This window comes from Chryseobacterium sp. RU37D (assembly GCF_900156075.1).
Taxonomy (GTDB): Bacteria; Bacteroidota; Bacteroidia; order Flavobacteriales; family Weeksellaceae; genus Chryseobacterium.
The window spans coordinates 1-24,961 of record NZ_FTMM01000010.1; the positions used below are offsets into that span (position 1 = coordinate 1).

At 34.5% G+C, this 24,961-nt stretch carries 20 protein-coding genes and 1 pseudogene; 10 read left to right on the forward strand and 11 right to left on the reverse strand.

Annotated elements, in window-relative coordinates:
• Positions 1-460: 460 nt before the first annotated feature.
• Positions 461-604, forward strand: a pseudogene (locus BW926_RS14535) (transcriptional regulator); the annotation flags it as partial.
• A gap of 4 nt (positions 605-608) precedes the next feature.
• Positions 609-1,190, forward strand: a complete 582-nt coding sequence (locus BW926_RS06500) for a DUF4256 domain-containing protein (RefSeq protein ID WP_228403411.1) — start codon at positions 609-611, stop codon at positions 1,188-1,190.
• 51 nt (positions 1,191-1,241) lie between these two features.
• Here the strand turns inward: BW926_RS06500 and BW926_RS06505 are convergent, their stop codons facing one another.
• Entirely contained in the window at positions 1,242-2,204 is a 963-nt protein-coding gene (locus BW926_RS06505) for a hypothetical protein (RefSeq protein WP_076445342.1), read from the reverse strand.
• Positions 2,205-2,474: 270 nt separating this feature from the next.
• On the opposite strand from BW926_RS06505, the gene BW926_RS06510 reads away from it, so the two are divergent.
• Complete coding sequence (locus BW926_RS06510) at positions 2,475-2,972, forward strand: hypothetical protein (RefSeq protein WP_076445344.1); 498 nt, start codon at positions 2,475-2,477, stop codon at positions 2,970-2,972.
• Between the two features lie 42 nt (positions 2,973-3,014).
• Here the strand turns inward: BW926_RS06510 and BW926_RS06515 are convergent, their stop codons facing one another.
• Positions 3,015-4,046, reverse strand: coding sequence for a threonine aldolase family protein (locus BW926_RS06515; protein WP_076445346.1), 1,032 nt, complete (start codon positions 4,044-4,046; stop codon positions 3,015-3,017).
• 84 nt (positions 4,047-4,130) lie between these two features.
• On the opposite strand from BW926_RS06515, the gene BW926_RS06520 reads away from it, so the two are divergent.
• From BW926_RS06520 to BW926_RS06545, 6 genes are all read left to right on the forward strand, one after another.
• Complete coding sequence (locus BW926_RS06520) at positions 4,131-4,784, forward strand: metal-dependent transcriptional regulator (RefSeq protein WP_076445348.1); 654 nt, start codon at positions 4,131-4,133, stop codon at positions 4,782-4,784.
• Between the two features lie 264 nt (positions 4,785-5,048).
• Positions 5,049-5,840 (forward strand): S1/P1 nuclease, encoded by a 792-nt coding sequence (locus tag BW926_RS06525; RefSeq protein ID WP_076445351.1) that lies wholly within the window; start codon positions 5,049-5,051, stop codon positions 5,838-5,840.
• A 520-nt stretch (positions 5,841-6,360) separates the two neighbouring features.
• Positions 6,361-7,227 (forward strand): sigma-70 family RNA polymerase sigma factor, encoded by an 867-nt coding sequence (locus tag BW926_RS06530; protein WP_002979276.1) that lies wholly within the window; start codon positions 6,361-6,363, stop codon positions 7,225-7,227.
• Positions 7,228-7,596: 369 nt separating this feature from the next.
• A complete protein-coding gene (locus BW926_RS06535; RefSeq protein WP_076445354.1) occupies positions 7,597-8,352 on the forward strand; it encodes a hypothetical protein in 756 nt (251 codons plus the stop codon).
• A gap of 98 nt (positions 8,353-8,450) precedes the next feature.
• A complete protein-coding gene (locus BW926_RS06540; RefSeq protein ID WP_143756511.1) occupies positions 8,451-9,149 on the forward strand; it encodes a hypothetical protein in 699 nt (232 codons plus the stop codon).
• Between the two features lie 17 nt (positions 9,150-9,166).
• On the forward strand, positions 9,167-9,964 hold the full coding sequence (locus BW926_RS06545) for a hypothetical protein (RefSeq protein ID WP_076445360.1): 798 nt from the start codon (positions 9,167-9,169) through the stop codon (positions 9,962-9,964).
• 43 nt (positions 9,965-10,007) lie between these two features.
• Here the strand turns inward: BW926_RS06545 and BW926_RS06550 are convergent, their stop codons facing one another.
• The 9 genes from BW926_RS06550 to BW926_RS06590 form a co-directional block, all read right to left on the reverse strand.
• Complete coding sequence (locus tag BW926_RS06550; protein WP_076445363.1) at positions 10,008-12,791, reverse strand: multicopper oxidase domain-containing protein; 2,784 nt, start codon at positions 12,789-12,791, stop codon at positions 10,008-10,010.
• Positions 12,792-12,930: 139 nt separating this feature from the next.
• Complete coding sequence (locus BW926_RS06555; RefSeq protein WP_076445567.1) at positions 12,931-13,404, reverse strand: DUF3347 domain-containing protein; 474 nt, start codon at positions 13,402-13,404, stop codon at positions 12,931-12,933.
• Positions 13,405-13,515: 111 nt separating this feature from the next.
• Complete coding sequence (locus tag BW926_RS06560) at positions 13,516-13,893, reverse strand: HYC_CC_PP family protein (RefSeq protein ID WP_228403412.1); 378 nt, start codon at positions 13,891-13,893, stop codon at positions 13,516-13,518.
• 158 nt (positions 13,894-14,051) lie between these two features.
• Positions 14,052-16,274, reverse strand: a complete 2,223-nt coding sequence (locus tag BW926_RS06565; RefSeq protein ID WP_076445366.1) for a TonB-dependent receptor plug domain-containing protein — start codon at positions 16,272-16,274, stop codon at positions 14,052-14,054.
• 303 nt (positions 16,275-16,577) lie between these two features.
• Entirely contained in the window at positions 16,578-17,387 is an 810-nt protein-coding gene (gene kdsA, locus BW926_RS06570) for a 3-deoxy-8-phosphooctulonate synthase (protein ID WP_076445369.1), read from the reverse strand.
• Between the two features lie 101 nt (positions 17,388-17,488).
• Positions 17,489-17,902: an acyl-CoA thioesterase gene (locus BW926_RS06575; RefSeq protein ID WP_076445371.1), complete on the reverse strand. Its 414-nt coding sequence runs from the start codon at positions 17,900-17,902 to the stop codon at positions 17,489-17,491.
• Between the two features lie 96 nt (positions 17,903-17,998).
• Entirely contained in the window at positions 17,999-18,526 is a 528-nt protein-coding gene (locus BW926_RS06580; RefSeq protein ID WP_076445374.1) for a DUF1697 domain-containing protein, read from the reverse strand.
• Between the two features lie 101 nt (positions 18,527-18,627).
• Positions 18,628-20,115, reverse strand: coding sequence for a hypothetical protein (locus tag BW926_RS06585; protein ID WP_076445376.1), 1,488 nt, complete (start codon positions 20,113-20,115; stop codon positions 18,628-18,630).
• Between the two features lie 94 nt (positions 20,116-20,209).
• Positions 20,210-23,695 carry a glycosyltransferase family 117 protein gene (locus BW926_RS06590; RefSeq protein WP_076445378.1) on the reverse strand — a complete coding sequence of 1,162 codons (3,486 nt, stop codon included), beginning with the start codon at positions 23,693-23,695 and terminating at the stop codon, positions 20,210-20,212.
• A gap of 223 nt (positions 23,696-23,918) precedes the next feature.
• Here BW926_RS06590 and BW926_RS06595 point away from each other — a divergent pair, with 223 nt between their 5' ends.
• The gene (locus BW926_RS06595; protein WP_076445380.1) at positions 23,919-24,956 is read left to right on the forward strand and encodes a PLP-dependent cysteine synthase family protein; all 1,038 of its coding nucleotides are present in this window, start codon (positions 23,919-23,921) and stop codon (positions 24,954-24,956) included.
• Positions 24,957-24,961: the final 5 nt, after the last annotated feature.

Here is a 24,961-nt window from a genome sequence, read left to right on the forward strand (position 1 = left end):
TGTACGAAAACAGATTTAAAATAGAGCAGGCAAATGCTTGGTTAGACGGCTTTAAGGCTTTGCTGATAAGATTTGAAACGTTGGATATTACTTGGGAGAATCTGCATTTTTTAGCATTTTCTTTAAGATTAATCAAAAAATTAAAAGTTTAAACAACTTCATAGTATATAAATTTATAAAAAAATTGACTTTAAAAATTATCAAGATTACAGAATAAAATGAACCAGAGCCTGTTTAATGTTTACTTTTATATTAAAATTTGATCAAATGCAGGTTAACAAAAAATCCTGCGTAAATTAATTCCAGTTCAGTTAAATTCAAAGAGTTTTGAAAATTGAAAATAACACAATTTAACATAATATTAATTATAGGAGTTTTATTTTACTAAAAAATTATTATAAAAATTGTCTAATTAAATAGCTTCATATATATTTATAGTCAAATATCTATATAATAGAACAAAAACGGCCGTAAAATTATCTACCATCTTAATCCAAATAAAATGAAAGAAATTGCTGATTTTATAGAACATTTTCGAAAAATGTGGGATGACAGATTCAATAAGCTAGAAAATATTATGATAAATTATCAATCAAAAAAATAAAAATATGGAGCTGAAAACAATGCTTAATATGAGCAAAAAGAAACTTACCGCAGAACAAAACAAAGAGCTTTTAAATGTTTTAAAAAACCGTTTTGAAAAAAATATGAACCGTCATAAAGGATTAAACTGGGAAAAAATCCAAGCAAAGCTGGAGAAATATCCTGAAAAACTCTGGTCTTTAAACGAAATGGAACAAACCGAAGGCGAGCCCGACGTGGTAGATTATGACAAAAAAAATGACGAATATCACTTTTTCGACTGCTCTCCCGAAAGTCCAAAACGAAGAAGTCTTTGCTACGATCATCAAGCCTGGGAATCTCGAAAAGCCAACAAACCCGAAAGCAATGTTATTGATATAGCCTCTGAAATGGGCATCGAACTTTTGTCTCAGGAGCAGTATCACAAACTTCAAGAGCTTGGAAAATTTGATTTAAAAACTTCGAGTTGGATAAAAACACCTGAAAATATCAGGAGTTTGGGAGGTGCAATTTTTTGTGATCGCCGTTACAATACAGTATTTACCTATCACAATGGTGCAGATTCTTACTATGCAGCAAGAGGTTTTCGCGGCTGCTTGAAAATTTAAAAAAATTTTGAGTTATAAATGATGAGTTATAAGTTTTTTCTTATGACTCTTTTATTTTAAATTCTTCAACCAAGGAGATTCTACACTCCAGAATATTATGTTAACTCCAAGATAATTTTCTGCATACTCCACAAACTCCTCTTTTGTAAACGGTTTTTTCGTCTTGGGATTTTTGTAAGTCAACGTTGGCTCTTGCACGGCCATCGCCACCAATGAAAGCTTTCCTTTATATTGATGAAAAAAAGGATATGAGTTTTTCATGTGTGCATTTTTATTCGGAACAATATCCGGTCCGCCCAATCCTATATTATTTTTATTCGCAAAATCAAACAGTCTTGACATATATTTATGGTCATTTTCCCATTCACACGGAAAAAAATTCACATATTGTAAAACATAAGATTTTTTGAAAGCATTTCTTGCAAGTTTTAAATTATTCAGTTCAGCCTGAAAATATTTATCACAGCTGAAACCTGTCTTATCCCGCTTCAAATCAATATCGATTGCCGTTTCCGGTAAATTGATTCCTTGAATTTTCCCATCAAACTTCTTTGCCAACTCTCCTATCAATTTTTGAAATCTTTGCTGAACCACGGGATTCCATTGCTGTGTGACCCAACCATTTCCTATGGGTTTATTTTCACCGGGATTATCATATTGAGCAACCAAACCACCCTTAAATTCTTTTTCATTTAAGATATAATCCGGAACAAATCTGGCTTCCGGTTCAAAAAAACGATCCTGAAGCTGTATGAATAATTTTCTATTGAACTTGGTTAAATATTTCAAATCTTTTTCAATTTTTGAAAAATCATAAACATTTCTTGCTTTTTCTAACGATCTCCAATTATAAATAATCTGTACACCTCCGATATCTTTTCGAGTGATTAAATTTTCAATATCTTCTAAATTTTCCGAAGAAGTATAGATGTAATTTTGTGGAGCTTGCGCCGCTGAAAAACTTAGCCCTAAAATCAAAAATGCAACGCAAATATTTTTTTGAATTTTTTTCATTTTGAAGCTTTTTACTCTATTCTATCAGTTTTCGTGCCTAAATCAAATTTTGTTTATAAGGTAAAATATTTGGATAAATTTATATTAAGCAAGAAGAAAGATCTACAGAGTTTGGTCATTGAAAATAAAAAGTTTAAACAGATTTAATATAAAAATATAATTATTTTAACCTGAATAATATATTTTTTATTTAAAATAATTTTCTTTCATATATAAATACTATTATTAATTTAGCATTATTGAAATTTAACTTAAATAATAAACAAGAATATGAAAAAAATAATCTTATTAGCTTCATTATCAATTTTCTTACAGAATTGCAATAAGAAAACAGAAGTTCCTACCCCTGTATCCACGTCTGACAAGGCAGCTACCAGTTCGGTAGCCGATACTTTAGGTGCAAAATCTTTTTGCTACATAGGAGTAATGAGAAAAGATACGATATACATAACTATTGATGATAATCTTGGAACCATTACTGGGAAAATGGCGATAAAAAATAATGAAAAAGATAGTAATAAAGGAGATTTGACCGGCATAAAATCCGGAGACACTCTAAAGCTTACTTATGATTTTGTAGCTGAGGGCACTACCGGAAATAAAAATGACATCTATTTTCTTCAGACAAAAGAAGGCCTGATAGAAGGCATTGGAGAAAGAGATGCCGCAACCGGAACAAAATACGCCAACGAGGCCAAGATCAAATATCAGGGCGGAAGAAATCTTAAAACAGCAGATTGTAATATAGTTGCAAAAGCTTTGAAATAAATAATTTAAATAAAAATGGTGGTCTTTATGGCCACCATTTTCTTATAACTCTTTCTTAATAATTTCAATAAATTCATTCACAGGCTCATCTCCTGTATTCCATGAAGTGATGAGACGAATTGTGGAAAAATTTTCGTTAATTTTCTTCCAAATATAAAATTCAAACTTTACAGATAGCTTTTCAATTAAACTGTTGTGCAAAATCGGAAAAATCTGGTTAGTATACGTATCAGACAGAAACTGCACTCCCCTTTCCTCCATCGCTTTTTTGATTTTCATGGCCTGCCGATTGGCATGTCTGGCAAGATCGAAATACAGATCATTTTTCATGAGCTCCAAAAATTGGATTCCCAGTAATCTCCCTTTCGCCAGCAACGCACCTTTTTGTTTGATATTAAAAGCAAAATCCGTCTGAAGTTCCTGATTATTAACGACAATTGCCTCACCGATCAAAGCTCCGTTTTTTGTTCCGCCGAGGTAAAAAATATCCGTCAGTTCTGCTACTTTTTCTAACGTTAAATCACTGATTTCAGAGGTCAGGCCATGTCCCATTCTTGCTCCATCCATGAATAAGTAGAGTTTATTTTCTTTACAAAAATTCGAAAGCATTTCTAATTCTTTTGCTGTATAAACCGTGCCAAGCTCAGTAGAATTGGATATATAGACCATTTTCGGCATTACCTGGTGAGGTATATTTCGATGATTTTCCAACACAGGAATGATGTCGGACGGCATGAGTTTCCCATCTTCTTTTTCAATGCTTATAATTTTATGCCCTGTTGCCTCAATGGCCCCAGTTTCGTTATTAAGGATATGGCCTGTAGAAGCCGAAATAGCACATTGATATGGCCTTAAAACAGAAGAAATTACAATTAAATTAACCTGTGTACCACCCGAAACAAAATAAATTTCAGACTTCGGACTTTTCATTTTTATTTTTATTAATTCTTTTGCTTTCAAAGAATATTCATCTTCACCATAACCTGCCTGCTGATCAAGATTATGCTTCAAAAGTGATTGTAAAATATCAGGATGACAACCTTCGGAATAATCGTTTTTGAATGAAAATTTCATAAAGCAAAATTAAAAAACTTCATCTGAAAAATAGAATTAATTAATAAAATTTTGTTAGATTTGTAATGAAAACCATCTAACATTTTGAAAACAACACTTACAGAAGAAAATTACCTGAAGGCTTTATTTCACCTGGTTGATAATGAAAGTAAGGTGACAATCAATGAGCTCAGCAAATTTTTAACCGTAAAAATGCCGAGTGTGAATAATATGATGAAAAAGTTTGCGGATAAAGGCTGGGTAATCTACGAAACTTACAAACCATTGATAGTTACAGAAAAAGGCCGCCGTGAAGCTGCTTTGGTGGTAAGAAAGCACAGGCTTACCGAAATGTTTTTGGTAAAAAAAATGAATTTTGGATGGGAAAATGTTCATGAAATTGCAGAGCAGCTTGAGCATGTGCACTCCACAATTTTTTTTGATAAAATGGATGAAATACTGGATCACCCAAAATTTGATCCTCATGGAGAGCCAATTCCCGATAAAGACGGAAATATTATCGCTCAGGATCTTCAAAAACTGAGCAACTGTACTCTTGGCGATACCGTAATTTTTGCTTCTGTTACGCTTTCTGATGATGCTTTCCTTAATTATTTAACAGAAAGGAATCTACTTTTAAATAAAAAAATTAAAATTTCAAAGATTGAAAATTTTGACAAGTCAATGACTGTAGAGATTGATGGAAAGCATGAAATTTTGAGTAGAAAAGCAACTGATAAAATCCTGGTAAAGAAATAAATCATAACTCTTAGAACCTCAGAATCCAAGACTATTTCAAGCTAATTTTCAAAAATATCAGAGACTTTTTCAATTTTCTCAGACTATATTGAATTAATGCAGCGAAAATCGGAAAATTCCAGTAATATTTTTTTATAAAATCAATTTTATAAAAAACATATTTACATCAATTTTAATATTTAGTTAATTTTATAAATCATTGCCTTCGTTTTAATTCTGACCTTAAATTAACCGTATCTTTGCAGCCTGAAAATGGTATTTATAATGAAAAGTATTTATTCTAAAATTCTGATTTTAGTATTCGTGGCATCTTCACTTTATTCTTATGCGTGGGGATTGACGGGACACAGAATTATCGCAGAAATTGCAGAAAATCATCTTTCCGGAAAAGCGAGAAGGAAAATCAAAAAAATTACGGGCAAAGAACGTCTTGCATACTGGGCAAACTGGCCGGACTTTATAAAATCTGATACTACAGGAGTATGGAAAGAGGCTTCATCATGGCATTATGTAAATATTAATCCACAAACAGATTTCAAAGTATTTGAACAAAAACTGAAAGCACAGGCGGGAGCAAGCTTATATACTCAGATTAAAATATTATCCAACCAGATCAAAAATGAGAAAACTTCTGAAAAAGACAGAAAAATTGCATTTATCTTCTTAATCCACATTATGGGTGATCTTGCACAGCCATTACACGTAGGAAGAGCTGAAGATCTTGGAGGAAATAAGATTAATGTTACTTATTTTGGAGATAAAACGAATCTACATTCCGTTTGGGATGGGAAATTGGTTGATTCTCAAAAATATAGTTACACAGAATATGCAAAACTTCTTGATATTAAATCCAATGATGAAATAAAACAAATCCAGACCGGAACTTTAGAAGACTGGCTGTATGATTCTCATAAAATCGCAAATAGAATCTACACACAAACGCCAGATGGCTCAAAATTATCTTACGATTATCAATACAAGTTTAATGAAACAATGGAAAGACAGCTTCTTTACGGAGGTTTGAGACTAGCGAAATGGTTGAATGATTTGTTTTAATGGCTGTTAGTTGGTGGTTTTTAGTTTTTAATTTAACTTAATTATATAAGCGAAACTTGGTTTCGCTTTTTTGCTTTTAAAGGTTAGTTGAATTTAATGATTTATTACAAAGTATGTTATGCTGAAAGCATCTAAACAATATTTGAAAGGGTTCGAATCCAAATGCTTTCAACATGACAAACTTTGTGAACATTCCCTTAATTTTCTAATAAATGACCACAACTCTAGCCCCTATTGAGAAGCCTGTATAAGGCTTTTTCATGTTTCGGCGGCGGCAAAGCCGCCGCCGAAACATGAAAAAGCGAGTAGTGAAAGCGGGATGAGCTTCAAATAAAATTTAAAAGAATAAAATCTTTTATGTATAACCTAAAGAATCGCGATTCTGTGATTTGAGAATTATAACTTACAACTATTTTTTCAGTTTAATTTAAATAAAATAAAAAAATATTGAAACATGTGTAACCTTTTTATCTTTTCAAACGTATATTATTATAGAAACTCTTTTTTGAGGATAAAATAGATGAGACAGTTAAAAATTACTAAGCAGGTTACCAACAGGGAAACTGCTTCATTAGACAAGTATTTGCAGGAAATTGGTAAGGTAGAGCTTATTACTGCAGACGAAGAAGTAGAATTGGCGCAAAGAATCCGTGCCGGTGACAGAGCTGCATTGGAAAAATTAATAAAAGCCAACCTTCGTTTCGTAGTTTCTGTATCTAAACAATACCAAAACCAAGGTCTTTCTTTACCGGATTTGATCAACGAAGGTAACCTAGGACTTATGAAAGCTGCAAAAAGATATGATGAAACCAGAGGTTTCAAATTTATCTCTTACGCAGTTTGGTGGATTCGTCAGTCCATTTTACAGGCATTGGCAGAACAATCAAGAATTGTAAGATTGCCATTAAATAAAATTGGTTCAATCAACAAAATTAACAAAGCATACGCTCACCTTGAGCAGGAAAACGAAAGACCACCTTCTCCGGAAGAATTGGCTGAAGTTCTTGACATGAGCGAGGAAGATATTAAGGAATCTATGAAAAATTCCGGTAGACACTTGTCTATGGATGCACCTTTAGTGGAAGGTGAAGATTCTAATCTTTACGATGTATTGCGTTCAGGAGAATCTCCAAGCCCGGATAAGGATCTGATGCTTGAGTCTCTTCAGATCGAGATTGAAAGAGCATTGAATACCTTAACTCCGAGAGAGGCTGATTTGGTAAGACTATATTTCGGTCTGAACGGAAAACATCCAATGACTTTGGAAGAAATTGGTGAAACTTTTGATCTTACAAGAGAAAGGGTTCGTCAGATCAAAGAAAAAGCGATCAAGAGATTGAAACACAATACCAGAAGTAAGATTTTAAAATCTTATTTGGGGAAATAATTTTGAACGAAACAACTTAATAGGCGGAGCTTGATTTTCAGGGTCCGCTTTTTATTTGATACTGTTTGTTAATATCTTTAAATTAATTTACCATTTAAATTCTTATGAAACAATTTCTCATTACATTATTGGGTGAATTTCAAACAAGAATATTATAATTTTTTATAAAAAAATAATTCGCTAAAATAATTATTTAATACAAAAAATATTAGCTAATAAAATTATCTTACAGTTATTTAATAATTAAACATATTTAATTCACAAATTACTGAAAATAAACAATTTATGTAATAACATAAAAATATTTGTTTAATTAAAAATATATCCTATTTTTGACAAAAAATTCACAATACCCTGATAACATAAATTATGAGAAAATTTTATTTATTTTTTCCATTTTTAGTGTGTATTTTTTCAAATATACTTGCACAGGTAGGAATAGGAACATCCATAATACAACCCGGAGTAATGCTTCAAATAGAAAGTAGTAATAAAGGCGTTTCCCTTCCGAATGTAAACCTAACTTCAACGGCAATCTTTTCGCCCATTATCGGAACAGCTACCACTGGCCTCATGGTCTACAATACCGCCACTTCGGGCACAGGCAGCACAGCGGTAAGCCCCGGATTATATTATTGGAACAACGCTATTCCAGCGTGGGTAAAGCTTCAGCAGAAAAACGCAAGCGAAACAGCTTTATTTTCCAATCAAAATACTACCAACAACATCAATTCCGGAAGCGGTGTGTTTACTGATCTTTTTGCTAATGTAAGATTCAACAACAATCCTGCATTATACCAAAAAGTTGATAATTCTACTTTAAAGATCAATGAAACCGGCTACTATAAAGTAATGCTGAATCTTGATCTTTTTTCTAATGGAAGCAAAGACAATTTTGGGATAGAAATTTTAGTCAACAATCAGGAAAATATTGTTACGGACAATATCTATATTCCGGGGAGAGCAATCAGTTCACAGCCCAACAGCAGAGCATACGTGGTATATGTTCCGATCAATGTGGCAGGCTATACGCTTCGCGTGAGGGCTTACGAAATAGATCCGGCAACAGATGTTTATTTCAGAAATGCAAACAGCTCAACTATTTCAATCGAAAAAATCAGATAAATGAGAAAAAAAATATTCTCTTCTTTCTTTTTGCCTGTATATTTGTAAAATTTTATTCACAGATAGGCATTGCGACAAATACAATTCCTGATGGGGTTATGATGCAGATGGGTACCAATAATAAAGGTTTCCTTCCTCCCAGAATTGCACTTACTTCGAGAACTTCTACTGCTCCGTTGCCTAATACAATTCCTACAGGAACAATTGTTTTTAATACTTCAACCACAGGAAGTTTCCCAAATTTAATCACCCCGGGAGCCTATTGGTGGAGTGCGGAAGATAAGCAATGGACTAATTTTAGCACCAATCTTGATACTGCAACCGCAAAATATACCAATTCTGAAACGTCAACTAATTACAACACAACGAGCTGGCAAAATGTAAAGCTTTTCGGGAACCTGATATATAACGAAAATAGTCATATTTATTCGGGAAATACAACGGCGCATACTTTAACCGTGAAAAAGAAAGGCCTATACTCCATTTCTTCAATTCTTTCTTTTGACAGGCTCAGCGGATCAAACAGTTCTATGGTCTCAATGGCAGCAAGGATTTTTGTTAATGGAAACCCCGTAGGAACAGAACAGGTATTTTCGCCTGAAGAAACCGTTTCAGTAAATAGTGATCGTGGTCTTTTCTCCCATTCCTTTACAGAATACCTTCAGTTGAATGCTAATGATGTAATCAGTATACGAATAAAAAAAACCGACGGTGTTTATTCTTCAGGTTATGGTGATTCTGCGGTGCAGTTCCATGCAAGCGGCGATTCCAGCTTTGCAATTTTGAGAATCAGGTAAAATTCTAAAAACAAAACATGAAAAAAATTTATAAAATACTCCTTTTTATCTTCCCTATTATAGCTATTTCAGCACAAGTCGGAATAGGTATCTCAAATCCTGTTTCTTCTGCTGTTCTGGATGTTACAAGCAGTAATAAAGGGGTTTTAATCCCAAATGTGAGCTTACTTGCAACCAACAATAAGGCTCCATTATCCGGTAATATTCCCAACGGAACTTTGGTATTCAATACGGTAAGCAACGGAACAGATGAAACAGCGATTTTTCCCGGGATTTATCAATGGAACAATGGAGAATGGATCTATCCATCAAGCCTGGGAGAACCAAAAGCCAAAGCAGTAAAATTTACAAACTCTTCGGCAAGCACCACTAATTTTAATTCTGCAAATACAACAATATCTTCCGGTATTGATATATTTAACACATTGGTTTTCAATGATGATCCGACTATATTCGAAAAAATCGATAACTATCAGCTGAAGGTCAAACAAAGCGGATTGTATCTGATCTCGGTGAATCTTGCTTTAAAACAAAATCCCGCATCTGAGGATAGTGAAGTCTACGATTATATTTATTTTAATCTTGATGGAGCATTGGCATCGTCTAATATTGCTACTCTTCCGCCACAATATAATCCTGGTAGGATCAATATCAACGGACGATTTGCTTTTGGCTCCAATTCTTATATCTATGCCAATGCAGGACAAATTCTTACCCTTCAGTCAAAAAGATGGAAGGACGGATCAAACTACAATGGAACAATAAATTTCGATGCCAACAGTCTCTCAAGCGTGACTATAATCAAACTCAAATAATTAATTTTGCTAAAAAGGAACTCTATTTTGAGTTCCTTTGTTTTTAATATGTTAAAGTAATTCCGGCACCCCACCCCAATTCATTGTCATAATTTCCGGAAACAGATAACCATTTCTGTAAAATATACCGCAATCCTGTACTGAATTCTCCATCGGAATTTACTGTAAAACTTCCTCTCAATCTTCTGGAAAGCGGAATATTTTCTCGGCTCAGTTCCAGTAAAACTTTCCCGTTTTGATCTACACTTGCATCAGCTGTAATCAGCATCGGTAAAAGATATTGCATTCCGACAATAAAATTTGCTTTATTTTTGGAAGCTGTCTGCTGACCGAACCAGGTTTTCTTCCCATGAAAATCCATTCCCATATCTTCCATCATCTGCAGTTCCATAATTTCATGGTTTTTTTGAATTCTAAACCCCGCATAAGGAATCGCCCATTGGAATTTTCCTAAAAATCTTCCTATTTTAAAATTTCCTTCAAAATGATTAAAATCCCAGTTTGTATGAAATTCATTCAAGTTACCCCATCTAGGCCCGAACATCGTCATTGTTTCCGCATGAATTCTATTACTGTTGATATCCAGCATTACCATCGAACTGATCATTCTATTATCTTTCAAAAAGTTTTTCCATGCTAATTTTCTATTAGGAAGCTGTGGATTCGGTTTAGAATTTTCATAACTGAAAATCCTTCCCATTCCCACCATCATGTGATACAGAATATGGCAGTGGAAAAACCAATCCCCATCCTGGTTGGCTGCAAATTCAATTGTATTGGTTTCCATCGGCATAATATCGACAACATTTTTTAGCGGCGAATACTCTCCTTTAGAATTAATCAACCTGAAATCATGCCCGTGAAGGTGCATCGGATGGCGCATCATAGAATTATTATACATGGTAATTCTCAGAATCTCGCCTTTTTTTACTAAAATTTTGTCTGTTTCTGTAACAGTTTTGTTGTCTAATGTCCATAAATAATGGTTCATATTTCCTTCCAGCGTAAATTTTAATTCTCTTACATTTTCAGATGGAAGAATTGTTTTTTCAGGAGATTTTAAAATATTATAAGACAACCTTTTAATGGATTTTTCCTGCTTCATATCCATACCGGAATGATTAGAATGATCGGTTGACGAAGCTTTTGAATCCATATTTTCTTCTTTAGCTTTAATTCCCATCATTTCATTTATGTGCTTCATTGTCATTTTCCTTTGGCTTTCAGGAAGTTCCGGGTACATCACCTCGTTCACATCCATCATCTGATTACCCATCGTCATGTTCATCGGCTTCATATTTCCACTCATTTCCATCATGCCATTCATCATTTTCATTCCTTCAAAAAGCATTAATCTCGGTAAATCCGGAGCTTCAACTTTTTCTCCTGAACCCAACCAAAGCGATGCATGACCAATTCTGTCTTCCGAAGTTGCCCTAAACTCAAAATTTTTATTTTCCGGGACTGTCACTTCAATATCATATGTTTCGGAAACACCGACTATCAAACGGTCTACTTCCACAGGAACGACATCGTTACCATCATTGGCAACAACTTTAAATTTCCCGCCTCCAAAATTCAACCAAAAATAAGTCGACGAACCGCCGTTTGCAATTCTTAATCTGACCTTATGACCAGCTTTTAATTGAGAATAATCTGAACTTGGAAGCCCATTGATGAGAAATTTATCATAATAAACATCACTCACATCCATTGCTTCCATCCTTTTCCATTCATTGAGTGCTTTTGTCCCGACATTCCCTGATTTTATAGCTTCCCAATAACTTTGAACTGCATTTTTTTTAATCGCATACCAATCTGTATTCGCCATGTGAAGCCTTCTTGCAATCTGCATTGGATCTTCATCACTCCAATCTCCTAACAATACTGGGATTTCTTTGGTGTAATTCACTTTTGGCTCTCCTTCTCTTTTTTGAAAAACCAAAATCCCATTCATCCCGATCTGCTCCTGGAGCGCTTCATGAGAATGATACCAATATGTTCCGTTTTGAGAAACTTTAAATTTATATAAATGTATTTCTCCAGGTTTTACAGGTTTTGTTGTAAGATACGGAACACCATCATGTTCATTAGGCAAGATCACACCATGCCAGTGAAAGCCTGTATTTTCTTTTAGCATATTGTGAAGATAAATTTCCGCTGTATCCCCTTCCGTAAAATATAAAGTAGGAGCCTGCAATTTTCCGTTTATTGCAATTGCTCTACTATTTTTACCTGTAAAATTTACAATCGTGTCTTTTACATATAAATCATAGCGAACCGTTTTTCCGCCAAAGCTTAATTTCCCATTTTCAGAATTCCTTTTTAAAACAGAGTTTTGAGATTCTGGTTCAGACTGAAGTTCAGTTTCAACCAGATCCATTCTGCATTTCGGGCATTTTCCAGGTTTATCGGAAATAACTTCCGGATGCATCGGACAAGTGTATTTTTGAGATTTAGTTTGAGACTTTGGTTCCGCTAAGGTTTTATCTTGAACTTTATCTTTAGAAGTCAAAACAGGTTTAGCAACATTCACTTTATCTATCTTAGTAGCCACCTTAGCTTTGTTTGTCTTCTTCACCTCTTTAGAATCAACCATTTTCTCAACCTTAGCCTTAACTTTATTTTCCGTTGATTTTACCTCTGCTTTTGGTATCACCGTTTTTACTGTGGGTTTTGTGACTACAATTTTTTTTCTTAATGTCATTCCACATTTCGGACAATCTCCGGGTTTTGAAGAAACAACTTCAGGATCCATCGGACAGGTATAAAATATTTTTGTCGTTTGTGAAAAGCTGAAAACAGAGAACAAAAGTATCAGAAACATTATCATTTTTTTCATAATATTCCGAAGTTTTGAATTGAAGTTGCGTAGCTTAATTAAAACTTTTATTCATTGATGAAATAATTAAAGTTAATTCTAACTTAAGATATACAACTTATTATTTTAAAATAAAATAGATTGGTTATTTAATCTCAGATTTCACACTTCCACATGAAAGCATAGAACTTCCGTAATAAGGATTTACAATTTTCTTTTCATCGCTCAGCCAGCTTCCATCTGCCATTGGACAATACTGAACATAAATTGGATTTTCTGAAAGTTTAAACTCTTTCGTAAGCCCGATCATATTGTCTGATAAGTTAAAAAAAGTTTCTCGCTGCACAGTAATATTTCTGGCTTCAGAAATTGCTGTTGCATCTTTTTTTAGAATATTTAAATTTCCTTCCGAAACCACTTTATAATCAATAGCAGAGGCCGTTTTGATAAATTCTTCGGCAGCTTTTGATGTTTTGTCTGCATCATCTGAAGCCAATGCCGATTTTATGGCAATATAATTTTGATAAAGCTTAGAAACCTGTGCATCTTTTTTAGATTGCGCGGAAATTGAAAGTATTGAGAATAAAGATAATACTGCTGTAATGATATATTTTTTCATTGTTTTAAATTTTAGAATTAATTTTTTTAATATAGAATTATTTAAAAACATCGCATAAAGCGACAAGACATACTGTTCCGTAAAGATAAAAATACCAAACGACAGGTGATTTTAAATTCTAAAATTACAATGACTGACGAAGATCGGAACCGATCGGTATTCCGGTGGCGCATTAATCTGTATCTGAGTAAATTTTGTAGCCGAAAAAGATTTGTCTGTAAAGAAAAATTCATGTTCTTGAACTTCTGAAATCTGTTTTACAGAATTAATTTTAAGGAGATCCGATTTTTGGGAATCATCCACTTTTACAACTTTGATTTCTATTTTACAACAGTCTTTTTTGCTTTTAACACCGCATTTGCTGCAAATGGCATCAACCTTCTGGCTGATCAAAGCAAATTCCTCCATGCAATAATGAACGCTGAAAACCGCACCCGAAGAGAACCCGAAGTAGAAGACAGAGTACAATATGGCAAGAATCTTTTTCATTACAAAGCAAAGTTAAAAATATAATGTAGAATGTGTATTATAAAATTTTGTATTGTTTTTATAAAATTTTGAAAATAAAAACTCCTGAAAGTCTCAGAAGTTTTTATTTTATTATTTAAAAATTTTGCAGATTCTAAAGAGTCAGCTGCCTGAATCTTTTATTTAATTTTAAATTCAAGCTTTACATTAAAGAAACGTCCTGTAAGACGTACCGGAACCGGATACATCAAATTCGTATTGGCATCCGCAATCCATTGGTTGGCAACCGTATTTCTGATATTGAATGCGTTGAAAACCTGAACTCCTAAAGTCAGTTCATCAAAATTACCCCAGAATCCGTAGCCGCTTTTCTTTTCCTTAGGATCAATAAAAACGTAGGAAAGTCCCAAATCAACCCTTTTATAAGATGGCAGCGTTTTTTGATATACATAAGGATCCGTAAGTACCGGCGCTCCTGTGGGTAATCCCATGGCATAGGTGAGTGTCAGATTAACACGCATTTGAGGGAAAGCCGGCATATAATCCTGGTAGAACATGGCAAATCTGAACCTTTGGTCTGTAGGCCTTGGGATATCTCCTCTTCCATCAATATTTTCATACACTCTAGCATAACTTGCAGATAACCAAGAATCAACACCTGGAACAAATTCTCCGAATAATCTTGTATCGATTCCATAGGCGTACCCTGAAGCATTGTTCTTACCCGTATAACGGATTCTCACGTTGTCCATATAATACGGAATCAGATTATCCATCTTTTTATAGTAAAGCTCTGTGGTCAGCTTAAATGGCCTGTCGTACATAAAAAATTCATAGTCATTAGCCAAAATCGCCTGAATTGATCTTTGAGATTTTATATTGCTGTTAAAATTTCCGTCTAAATCTTTGATTTCTTTATAAAATGGGGCCTGGTAATAAATCCCTCCCGAAAGCCTGAACAACATATCCGTATCCCAATCCGGCTTGATGGCAAATTGTGCTCTTGGGGAGAAAATTGTTTCATTATTATAGCTCCAATGTGCTACCCTGGCTCCTGCATTTACAAAAACCTTGCTGCTTCCCCAGAAAAATTTCTGAGAATATTGTGCATAAGCTGAAAATCTTGTAGGCTGAATGTGGTTTTTTCCTGAAATATTATACATGAGTTGCAAATCACCAGGATTTCTAGGGTCTACAATAAATTCCTCATGAGGAAGGCTGTATCCAGCAGAATCTACCAGTTTCCATTCATTGGTAAGATCTTTCAGATTTTCTTTTTCATATTTAAATCCTAGTTCAATATCTGTATTCACATTCGGTGAAAAACGTGTTCTGAACTGGGCTCCGTAAGTTTTTACGAATAAATCATTTCTTGCATGCTCAATCTGCCCTCCCGAATCGTAAGAAGTAACCGGGGCTCCGGTAATAGGATCAAAAGTCTGCAGCGTATAAGCCGAAGCAACAGAATAATATTCCCTTTCACGGTTCTGATAAGCAAAGGCATCCAATGTAAACCTCCATTTATCTGACGGCTTAAAGTTCATGGAAACCGTTCCCATCATATTTTTATACTTATCATCTTCACGCCCCGCGTAAGCTACGTTAAGCTTTAACGGCTGCAGAAGACTTCCGAAATCTACCTCCCTTTCTTTAGGAATCATTTCGTAGTCATTTTTAGAATAATATCCTATGAATGATACATTGAATTTCGGACTGAAATGATAATTCAGATACGTCTGAAAATCCATATATTTCGGATTAAAATCTGTATCTTCTTTTAATGTATTAAGAACCAGATTGGTATTTCTGTATCGCCCTGAAAATAAAGCTGTAAACTTTTTATTGTCTTCCTTATCTTTTCCTGCAGCAAAACCAGCAGTAAGCCTTCCTCCAATTAAACTTCCTTCCCCTGAAAGCTCAAATTTTTCAGGCTCGCGGTAATAAATATTTAATGCAGAAGACATTTTATCACCATATCTCGGCTCAAAACCCCCTGCAGAGAAATTCACTGTAGAAACCATATCCGGATTGATGATACTTAAACCTTCCTGCTGTGAATTCCTAATGAGAAAAGGCCTGTAAATCTCTATATCATTAATGTAGATGAGGTTTTCATCATAGTTTCCACCACGCACCATATATTGTGAGGAAAGTTCCGTATTAGAGTTTACGGAAGGCAGGGTTTTGATAATACCTTCGATACCTCCGGAAATACTCGCCACATTTTGGGCATCTTTCGCTGAAATTTTTACATTGGTAATATCTTTCGTACTTCCTGTAATTTTTTTCTGGAAAACTACTTCCTCAATATCAGAGGTTTTTAAAGTATCCTTCTTCTTTTTTACCTGAGAGAATACTAAAACGGGAACCATAAGGCTTAGTGGTAAAACTAGTTTTTTCAAAAGAAATGTTTTAAAATTTCAAACGTGAATATATAAATTTTATTTTAACTTATTTAAACTTTATTTAACATTTCTTAAAAATAAAGTTTAACAAACTCTGTATTAATTCTCACTATTGAATTTACCTCTACAACCCTAGCCCCGATTGAAACGGCATCCTTTTTGGTTGCGGGCGAAGCGAAGCGGAGCCCGTGACCAAAAAGATACAGTGGAAAGCGGGAAATTGCTCTAAAAAAATAATAAAAAACAATTCCAAGAAAGTCAAAAGCTTCAAATAAAAGATGAAAGTTTAAGTAGTCTAAATTATAAGATAGCTTCTCTTACTCTCGTTAACTTTTGTAGCAGATCTTCTAGTAAATCTAGTCTCAGCATATTAGCCCCGTCTGATAAGGCAGTTTCCGGAGTCGGGTGGGTTTCGATAAAAATTCCGTCGGCTCCTACCGCTATTCCTGCTTTTGCAATAGTTTCGATAAGATCCGGCCGGCCTCCCGTCACACCCGAACTTTGATTCGGCTGCTGTAAAGAATGCGTAACATCCAGAATAACAGGCGCATATTGTCTCATTGTTGGGATTCCTCTGTAATCAACAATTAAATCTGTATACCCAAAAGAATTTCCTCTTTCAATGATGGCAACTTTTTGATTATAAGAGTCCGTAATTTTCTGAACAGCAAATTTCATTGATTCCGGGGATAAAAACTGGCCTTTTTTCAAAGTAACACATTTTCCGGTTTTCGCTGCAGCTACCAAAAGGTCGGTCTGGCGTACCAAAAATGCCGGAATCTGCAGAACATCAACATATTGTGCAGCCAAAGCAGCGTGTTCATTCTCATGAATATCTGTTGTTGTTGGAATGTTGAATGTTTCGCCAACTTTTTTAAGGATTTCCAGAGATTTTTCCTCACCGATTGTAGTAAAAGAATCCACCCTGCTTCTGTTTGCTTTTTTAAAGCTTCCTTTGAAAATATACGGAATATTGTATTTATTGGTAAGCTCAACTACTTTTTCAGCAATTTTCAGTGCCATATCTTCGCCTTCGATGATGCACGGACCGGCAATCAGAAAAAAGTTTTTGGAATCTTTGTGATGTATATTATCTAAATACTGAATCATTTTTGTTTAAATTAAAGTTCAGTAAAAATACTGAGAAAACTTCAGAATCGGAAATTATTTGAGAGCTTACTGTATGCGGAAAGAATTAGTACAACACTGCTCTATTCTAAAACAGGAGCATTTTCAATGATCGGTTTCAGCGAATCGGGGATGAATGGCCGCCCGCCTGCCGCAGGAACGCATGTTCCGGTAAAAATACCTTTTGTCACTACTTTATTATTAAGCATAATGTATTGCTGAAAATGCAGCCTCGGCACATCATTTTTATCTCTGTACAATTCACAGGTAACTGTAACGATGTCATCCTTTTTTAAGGATCTTACAAAATTAATGGTATATTCAGACAAAACCATATTAATGCCTTTTCTTGCTTCGGCTTCCAGGTTAAAACCCAGAATTTCGTCTATGAATGAATGCCTGCAATACTCCATATAAAATGGATAATATAATCCGTCCATAATACCCTGAACATCAATATGCTCTTCTTTCACTGTGTATTCCTTTGAATATTTCATAGATTAAAAATTAAATGACAAATATAAACCACAAACTCGCACAAATAAAAAGAAAAACCTACTTTATTTCTACTGCATCTCTTTAAAATATGGGATTTATCTCATCTTTTTAAGGATTTTTTCAAAAGTATTGATGTTTCGGCTTGTAAATTTATCCTTCAAGCTTTTTTTGCCTAAAATTTTCCCGAAAGTAGAATCTAAAGTATTACCTTTAGGCACCTGCCAATAGAAAATATTATTCACAATTTTAGCATCTTCATTTTCTGTTTTTGAAGCATTTTTGAATTCTTCCATTAAAAAATTCTCAATGCCATCATTTCCTACAAAGGCATATGAATGCAGGCTTTCATTTTTTTCAAATGGGTTTCCCTTCCAGAAATTTTCTGTTTCCTTATCCGATTTTACAAATAAAAAAGCTTCGTAAGAAAAATAGTTTGACATGGCTTTCTCAAGGATTTTTTTAAGCTCATCCGCTTTTTTATCAGAAGAAAAAACAATATTTCCTGAGGCCAGAACAGAAACCACGTCGTTTATTCCTGCATCTTTGAAAACCTGGCAGACTTCCGCCATTTTCATATTGGTTCCTTTTACATTGACACCGCGAAGAAAAGCACAGTATTTCATTTAGAGCTTAGGGTTTAGGGTTTAGGGTTTAGGGTTTAGGGTTTAGGGTTTAGCAAAATTAATTTCTAATTTCTAATTTCTAATTTCTAATTTCTAATTGCTTAATCAATCCTTTCATATAAATTGTAATCCGTTCCGGAAGGCTTTAGAATGTATATTTTTTCTAAAATTTTATTGTCACTTTTTAAATGATCCTTTACACGGAATTCTTTGATTAATTTGTAATGACTTTTCAAATATTCCGCGTCTTTTGATGTAAATAAATTCTGGTAAGAAAGCAAATATTTCGGTTTCCTGTTTTTCACAGTATTGATCCAGAAATGCGGCTTATCCTTTTTGATTTCTTCCTGAACTTTCTTATCTACCAAGCCTACTTCATCAATGGTTTTTAATCCTGAAAAATATGGAACATAGCCCGCCGGTTCAAGAAAAATCCATTGATTCTTATCTTTTTCATACGTATTTAAAAATGTTCCGATGGTTCTTCTGTAGTTCCATTCTCCGTTTCCGGTAGCGATAGAATGAATGGTCTGGAAGGCCAGCATTGGAATAATGTAGATAATAATTAATAATGATAGCCAGAGGTTTCTCTTAACTTTTTGCTCCAAAACGAAGATCAAAACAGGAACAAACAGTAAAATCTGCGGAACCCAGTAATACCAGTCGAACAGGCTTTTCTGAGAAAGGAAAATCAATTGCTTTACCCACCCGAAAATAAAGATCATCCATAGAAAAATATTTCTTTTTTCTTTTTGTCTGATTAAATATATAAAGCATAATAATTCAAAAATTAAAAGAAGAGTCGTTAACGGATTGAAGTCTCCTGGAAGCTTCAGCATTCCCCAGAAATTTCCAAAGTTTAACCTGAAATATTCCAAATTTTGAGCAAAAGTATAGGGCTTGTCATACGCAAGTTTTTTAGCAACAATAGTGTTATTCACAATTTCACCAAAATAGAACCAGTTGAATGCCAATGCCGTCGAAATTCCTAAAATCCCACCCAGAATATAATTCCATCTAATTTTTTTAGTCCAAAACAGATCAACAAGAAAGACAATTCCCAGGAAGATTACAGTATCTATTCTTGTGAATAAAATTAATATTGGAAAAATGATCAATGCCCATTTTTTACCTTTATTAAAACCATAATACAATAAAGCCATTTCTAAAAAGAAAAGAATTCCGTATTCCATCCCTAGAATAGAAATTTTTATTGCCGGAGGTAAAATTCCGACTAAAAATATAAATATAGCTTTATGCCAAGGGTTTTTAAACACCAAATGTGAAAGAAAAAGGCTTCCTATCGTAAAAAGTATAGAATTGAATATAAGAATCGGTTCAATAAAATGTTCTTTACCAAAAATCAAATTAAAAAACCAGGAAACAAAAACGTATAGATGAGTGGTTGAAGCCGAGATTTTTGTAGCTCCATTAAAGCCTATTACTCCGTAATCCAGAAGGTTCTGAGCCACTCTCCAAGTAATAAATGCATCTTCCTGAATATAATGTGTTAATAAAAATAAAAGTTTAAAAACAACTGTAAAAACTACAGCGTAGATCGGGATTCTTTTGTTTTTCGTCTCTGCCATTGTGCTTCTTTGATTTGGCAAATATAACCTTAAAATTTTTGAATCCAAAGATTATAAAAAAAACGGAACCGAAGTTCCGTTTTAAATTTTGTTATTATTGGGTTGCTTTTATAATTGCATTGGTGATCTGGGTCTCTTTTTCTTTCGAATAAGTGGAATCAAAAGGCTCCATCACATCAAATAAATATTGATAGAATGGCGTAATTTTCTGAACATCCTCAGACTCATTCATTGCTTTTTCCTTGCCCATTTCCTTAAGATTTTCAACAAACGTATTGAATTTCTTATCGATTGGCTCAATAGATTTTACAAGGTAATCATATGCCTTATCTTTCTTTCCTATTCTTGTGTAAGCATCTGTAACAGCAGAAACTACAAGCGAATATTCCATTGGCTTTGTTCTGATCTGCTTTCTCAGATAGCTTTGATCGTACTTGCTTAAGCTCATATAATAGTCATATTCATCAAAAATTCCTTTTTTAAGAACTTCCGCAAGCTTCAGACCTTTACTTTCCTGTCCGGAAACAATATATCCGTAAACCATTGAACTTAATGAACGTGGATCATTATACTTTTCAGCAGGAATCTCTTTTGAAGCCAGATCAAGCAATTCCAATGCTTTTGCCTTTTGGCCCGATGTCGCCAACGCCGCAGCTGCCCTGCTTGCAGAACTTCTGTAGCTCATGATATTGGAAGTAGCTGTCTCATCAAAATGAGTGTTCAGGTCTTTAAAATTACCCCATCTGAAGTTCTTCACCACGTTGTATAACGAGTTGGCATCCACTCTACCCATTTCACCATCCGGAGTCTGCGGCGTATGGATCGGAATTAATCTGTAACTGAAGCCGTCAAACTGAAGATACTCATCCAGATAGAAGATATTTTCACTGTCGTAAATTCCTCCGGAAGAGAAATTAATCGGCCTTTTCCAGTCGAAATTAGCCAGGATATCCAGCATGATCAGGTTGTTTTTATAAAGTGTATTGCCTTTATAATTAATCATAATCTGGTTTACCGTATTCGGAAGGTCTTCCTGATTGATAATTCCTGCCTGTAGTGCATTTGCTTTATTTACAGGGAGAATAAATTTGTTTACAGGTAAAATATTATATTTTTCATATTTTTCTTCTCCAAAATACATTTTAAGAAGTTCATCTTTTGCCGGAGATTTATGTTTAAGAAAATTAATCGCTTCCTTCAACGTCATGGAATCCTGAGTAAGATATTTTTTGAATTCCGCAAACTCTGTTTCAGGAGCGCCCTGCTCTTTCAGCATAGAGAAAAGCCCTTCCCAATCATCCTTTTTCATCATATAGATCTGGTCGTTTACACCATCTCTGTAATCATCATGGGTTAAAATTCCCGGAACAGATGCCGCATTATATGTTCTTCTCTTGATCTGATCAATGTTCCAAGGAGTTGAAGCCAGTGTAAAGTTCACCACCTTCACATCATCCCTGAACCTTTCAGTTTCCTGAATTGCCCAAACCGGATACGTATCATTATCACCATACACAAAAATAATATCATTTTTAGGCAGGGATTTTAAAACTGAATATCCATAATCATAAGAAGTATATCTGTTGTGTCTGTTGTGAACATTATAATTCTGGAAGCCCATCATGAAAGGAACCCCAAGCAAAACCACCCCTGCAACAATATTTACCACATTTGATTTTACTTTAGACTGCAGAATCCAAAGAAGTGCTCCTGCTCCCAACCCGATCCAGACCGCAAAGACGTAAAACGAACCTACCATTGCATAATCTCTTTCTCTCGGTTCAAAAGGCTTTACACCGGTATAGAAAATAATTCCTACACTCATTAATATAAAGATGGAGAACATTGCATAGAATCTTCCAAAGTCTTTATTTAATTGGAAAAAGAATCCGATTAGTCCTAATAATAAAGGTAAAAAGAAGAATTTTACTGTACTTTCGTTTTTGAATTTTGCAGGCAGCTTATCTTGATTTCCTACCACCGCATTATCAATAAAAGGAATTCCGGAAATCCAGTTTCCTCTTGTGATTTCAGAGCTTCCTTCAAGGTCATTCTGACGGCCAACATAGTTCCACAGCAGGTATCTTACGAAATAATACCCGTTCTGGAATGTAAAAAAATAATTAAGGTTCTGCCCTAAAGACGGTTTCTGAACATTAATTAAATTATATGGTTTTACCTTTAAGTAATCAGATGCTGTAACTGTTCCGTCTTCATATTTTTTTCTTAATTCATCAAAAATCCGTTTAGCTTCAGGGCTGTCTGCAACATCCTCATTTCCATAGTTAAATGAAAAATCCGGTGCCCCATACATGGAGATATAATTGGCCATTACATCTTTATCCTCATTAAACATCCTCGGCATAAAACCTACATGAGCCTTATTGAAAACATAGTTAAATCGGTCCCCTGTTTTTCTGTAGGTCCCGGTTTTCTCATCCTTTTCGTAGATCTCTCCTGTCTTGGTGGTTCTAAAGCTTCCGTCTTCATTTTTTTCAATTCCGTTGGCATCAAGGAAGGCCGTATAGTTTTGCCCATAGATCGTAGGCCAATCGCCATATTGTTCCCTGTTATAGTAATCCAGCATACCAATCGCGTTGTCCGGATCATTAAGGTTCATCGGAGGATTGGCATTTGCCCTGATAGGAATTACCATCCAGCATGAAAAACCGATCATCATAAAAACTACAGACAAGGCAATTATCTGATAGACATTTCTTTTCATTTTTCTGGAATAAGAAATCAGGAAATAGCAGATCGCGATCATTAAAATAAATGCTGCAATCGTTCCTGAATGGAAAGGTAAACCTAATCCGTTGACAAAGAAAATCTCAAGCTTTCCGAACATAGTCATGATGAAAGGGAAAATTCCTTTAAATACAATTGCCAATATTAATAAGGTAATTCCGTTTGCCAAAAGGAAATTCTTCCAGGTAAATTTGTAATTTCTCGCATAATATATCAGACAAACCGCAGGAATTGCCAGCATACACATCATGTGAACTCCCACAGAAAGTCCTAAAATAAAGAAAATAAGGATAATCCAGCGCTCGTTGTCCGGAGCTTTATATTCATTTTCCCATTTTGTGATCAGCCAGACTAAAAGCGCAATAAACATGGATGCCATTGAATACACTTCACCCTCCACCGCAGAAAACCAAAATGTGTCCGAAAATGTAAAGCATAAAGCCCCCACTATTCCTGCAAAAAGAATAGAAATCTCCTGATGCTTTGTAATTTCATCAAAATCTTTGTTCAGCATTCTTCTTACAAGATGTGTGATCGTCCAGAACAAAAACAGAATCGTAAGTGCACTGAACAATGCAGACATCGCATTGATTACAATAGAATAATTTTCGCCCTTTCCAAAAGCAAAAATGGCTGCTACAGCACCCAAAATCTGGAATAAGGCAGCCCCCGGAGCGTGCGTTACTTCAAGTTTTACAGCTGAGGAAATATACTCGCCACAATCCCAAAAGCTGAAATTGGGTTCTATGGTGGACAAGTACGTGAAAAATGCAATAACGAAAACTACCCATCCGAGAACAGTGTTCCATTGCCTAAAAGTCCAATTTTTCATAGTATTAAATCAATTACGCGAAAATAAGGCTTTTATATGATTTTAGAAGGTTTTTAACAAAATTTAAAAATTTTGGCTCACTTTTTGAAAACTTTCATCTGGAAAATTATGATTAAAAAATAAAATTTATCTATTTTAGAGGTGATAAATCAAACAAAAGTTTAGAAATAGTTTATTTTTTTTGTATTTTTGCCGACAGATTTTTATTGAAAAATAACAAATAATGAGTAATGTTTACGATAATATACTTGGCCTTATAGGAAATACTCCCATGGTGAAGCTTAATACTGTTACGAAAGATATTCCTGCAACTGTTTATGCCAAGTTAGAATCATATAATCCTGGACATTCCACTAAAGATAGAATCGCACTTCATATTATAGAAAATGCTGAGAAAAAAGGTTTATTAAATGAAAATTCTGTAGTTGTAGAAACTACTTCTGGAAATACCGGTTTTTCTCTTGCAATGGTATGCATCATTAAAGGATACAAATGTATTCTGGCTGTAAGCGACAAGACGAAACCAGAAAAAATTGCTTACCTGAAAGCATTGGGTGCTATTGTATATGTCTGCCCCGCCAATGTAGCTGCGGATGATCCAAGATCATACTATGAGGTAGCTAAAAGAATTGCTTTAGAAACACCAAATTCTGTGTATATTAATCAATATTTTAATGAATTGAATATTGATGCGCACTATCAGACCACAGGTCCTGAAATTTGGGAACAGACCCAAGGTAAAGTTACACACCTTTTTGCCTGTACAGGAACTGGTGGAACATTATCCGGTTCTGCAAAATTTTTAAAAGAAAAAAATCCTGATATTAAAATCATTGGTGTTGACGCCGACGGATCTATCCTTAAAAGTTACCACGAAACAGGAGAAATTCACAAAGAAGATGTTCATCCTTACCAAATTGAGGGAATGGGAAAAAACTTAATACCTTCTGCCCTTCTTTTTGACAAAGTAGATGAGTTTGTAAGGGTAAATGATGAAATGTCAGCCTACAGAACCCGTGAAATAGCCCTGAAAGAAGCCATTATGGGAGGCTATACTACCGGAGCTGTTACTCAGGCATTACTACAATATGCTCAATCTCACGAGTTTTCAGAAAATGATGTCATCGTTCTTATTTATCCAGATCACGGTTCAAGATACATTACAAAAGTGTATAGTGACAAATGGATGGCGGAACAGGGCTTTATAAATAATTGTGTTCACAATTATGATGAAGTTTTCAAAACTGAGATCATTAAATAATAAAT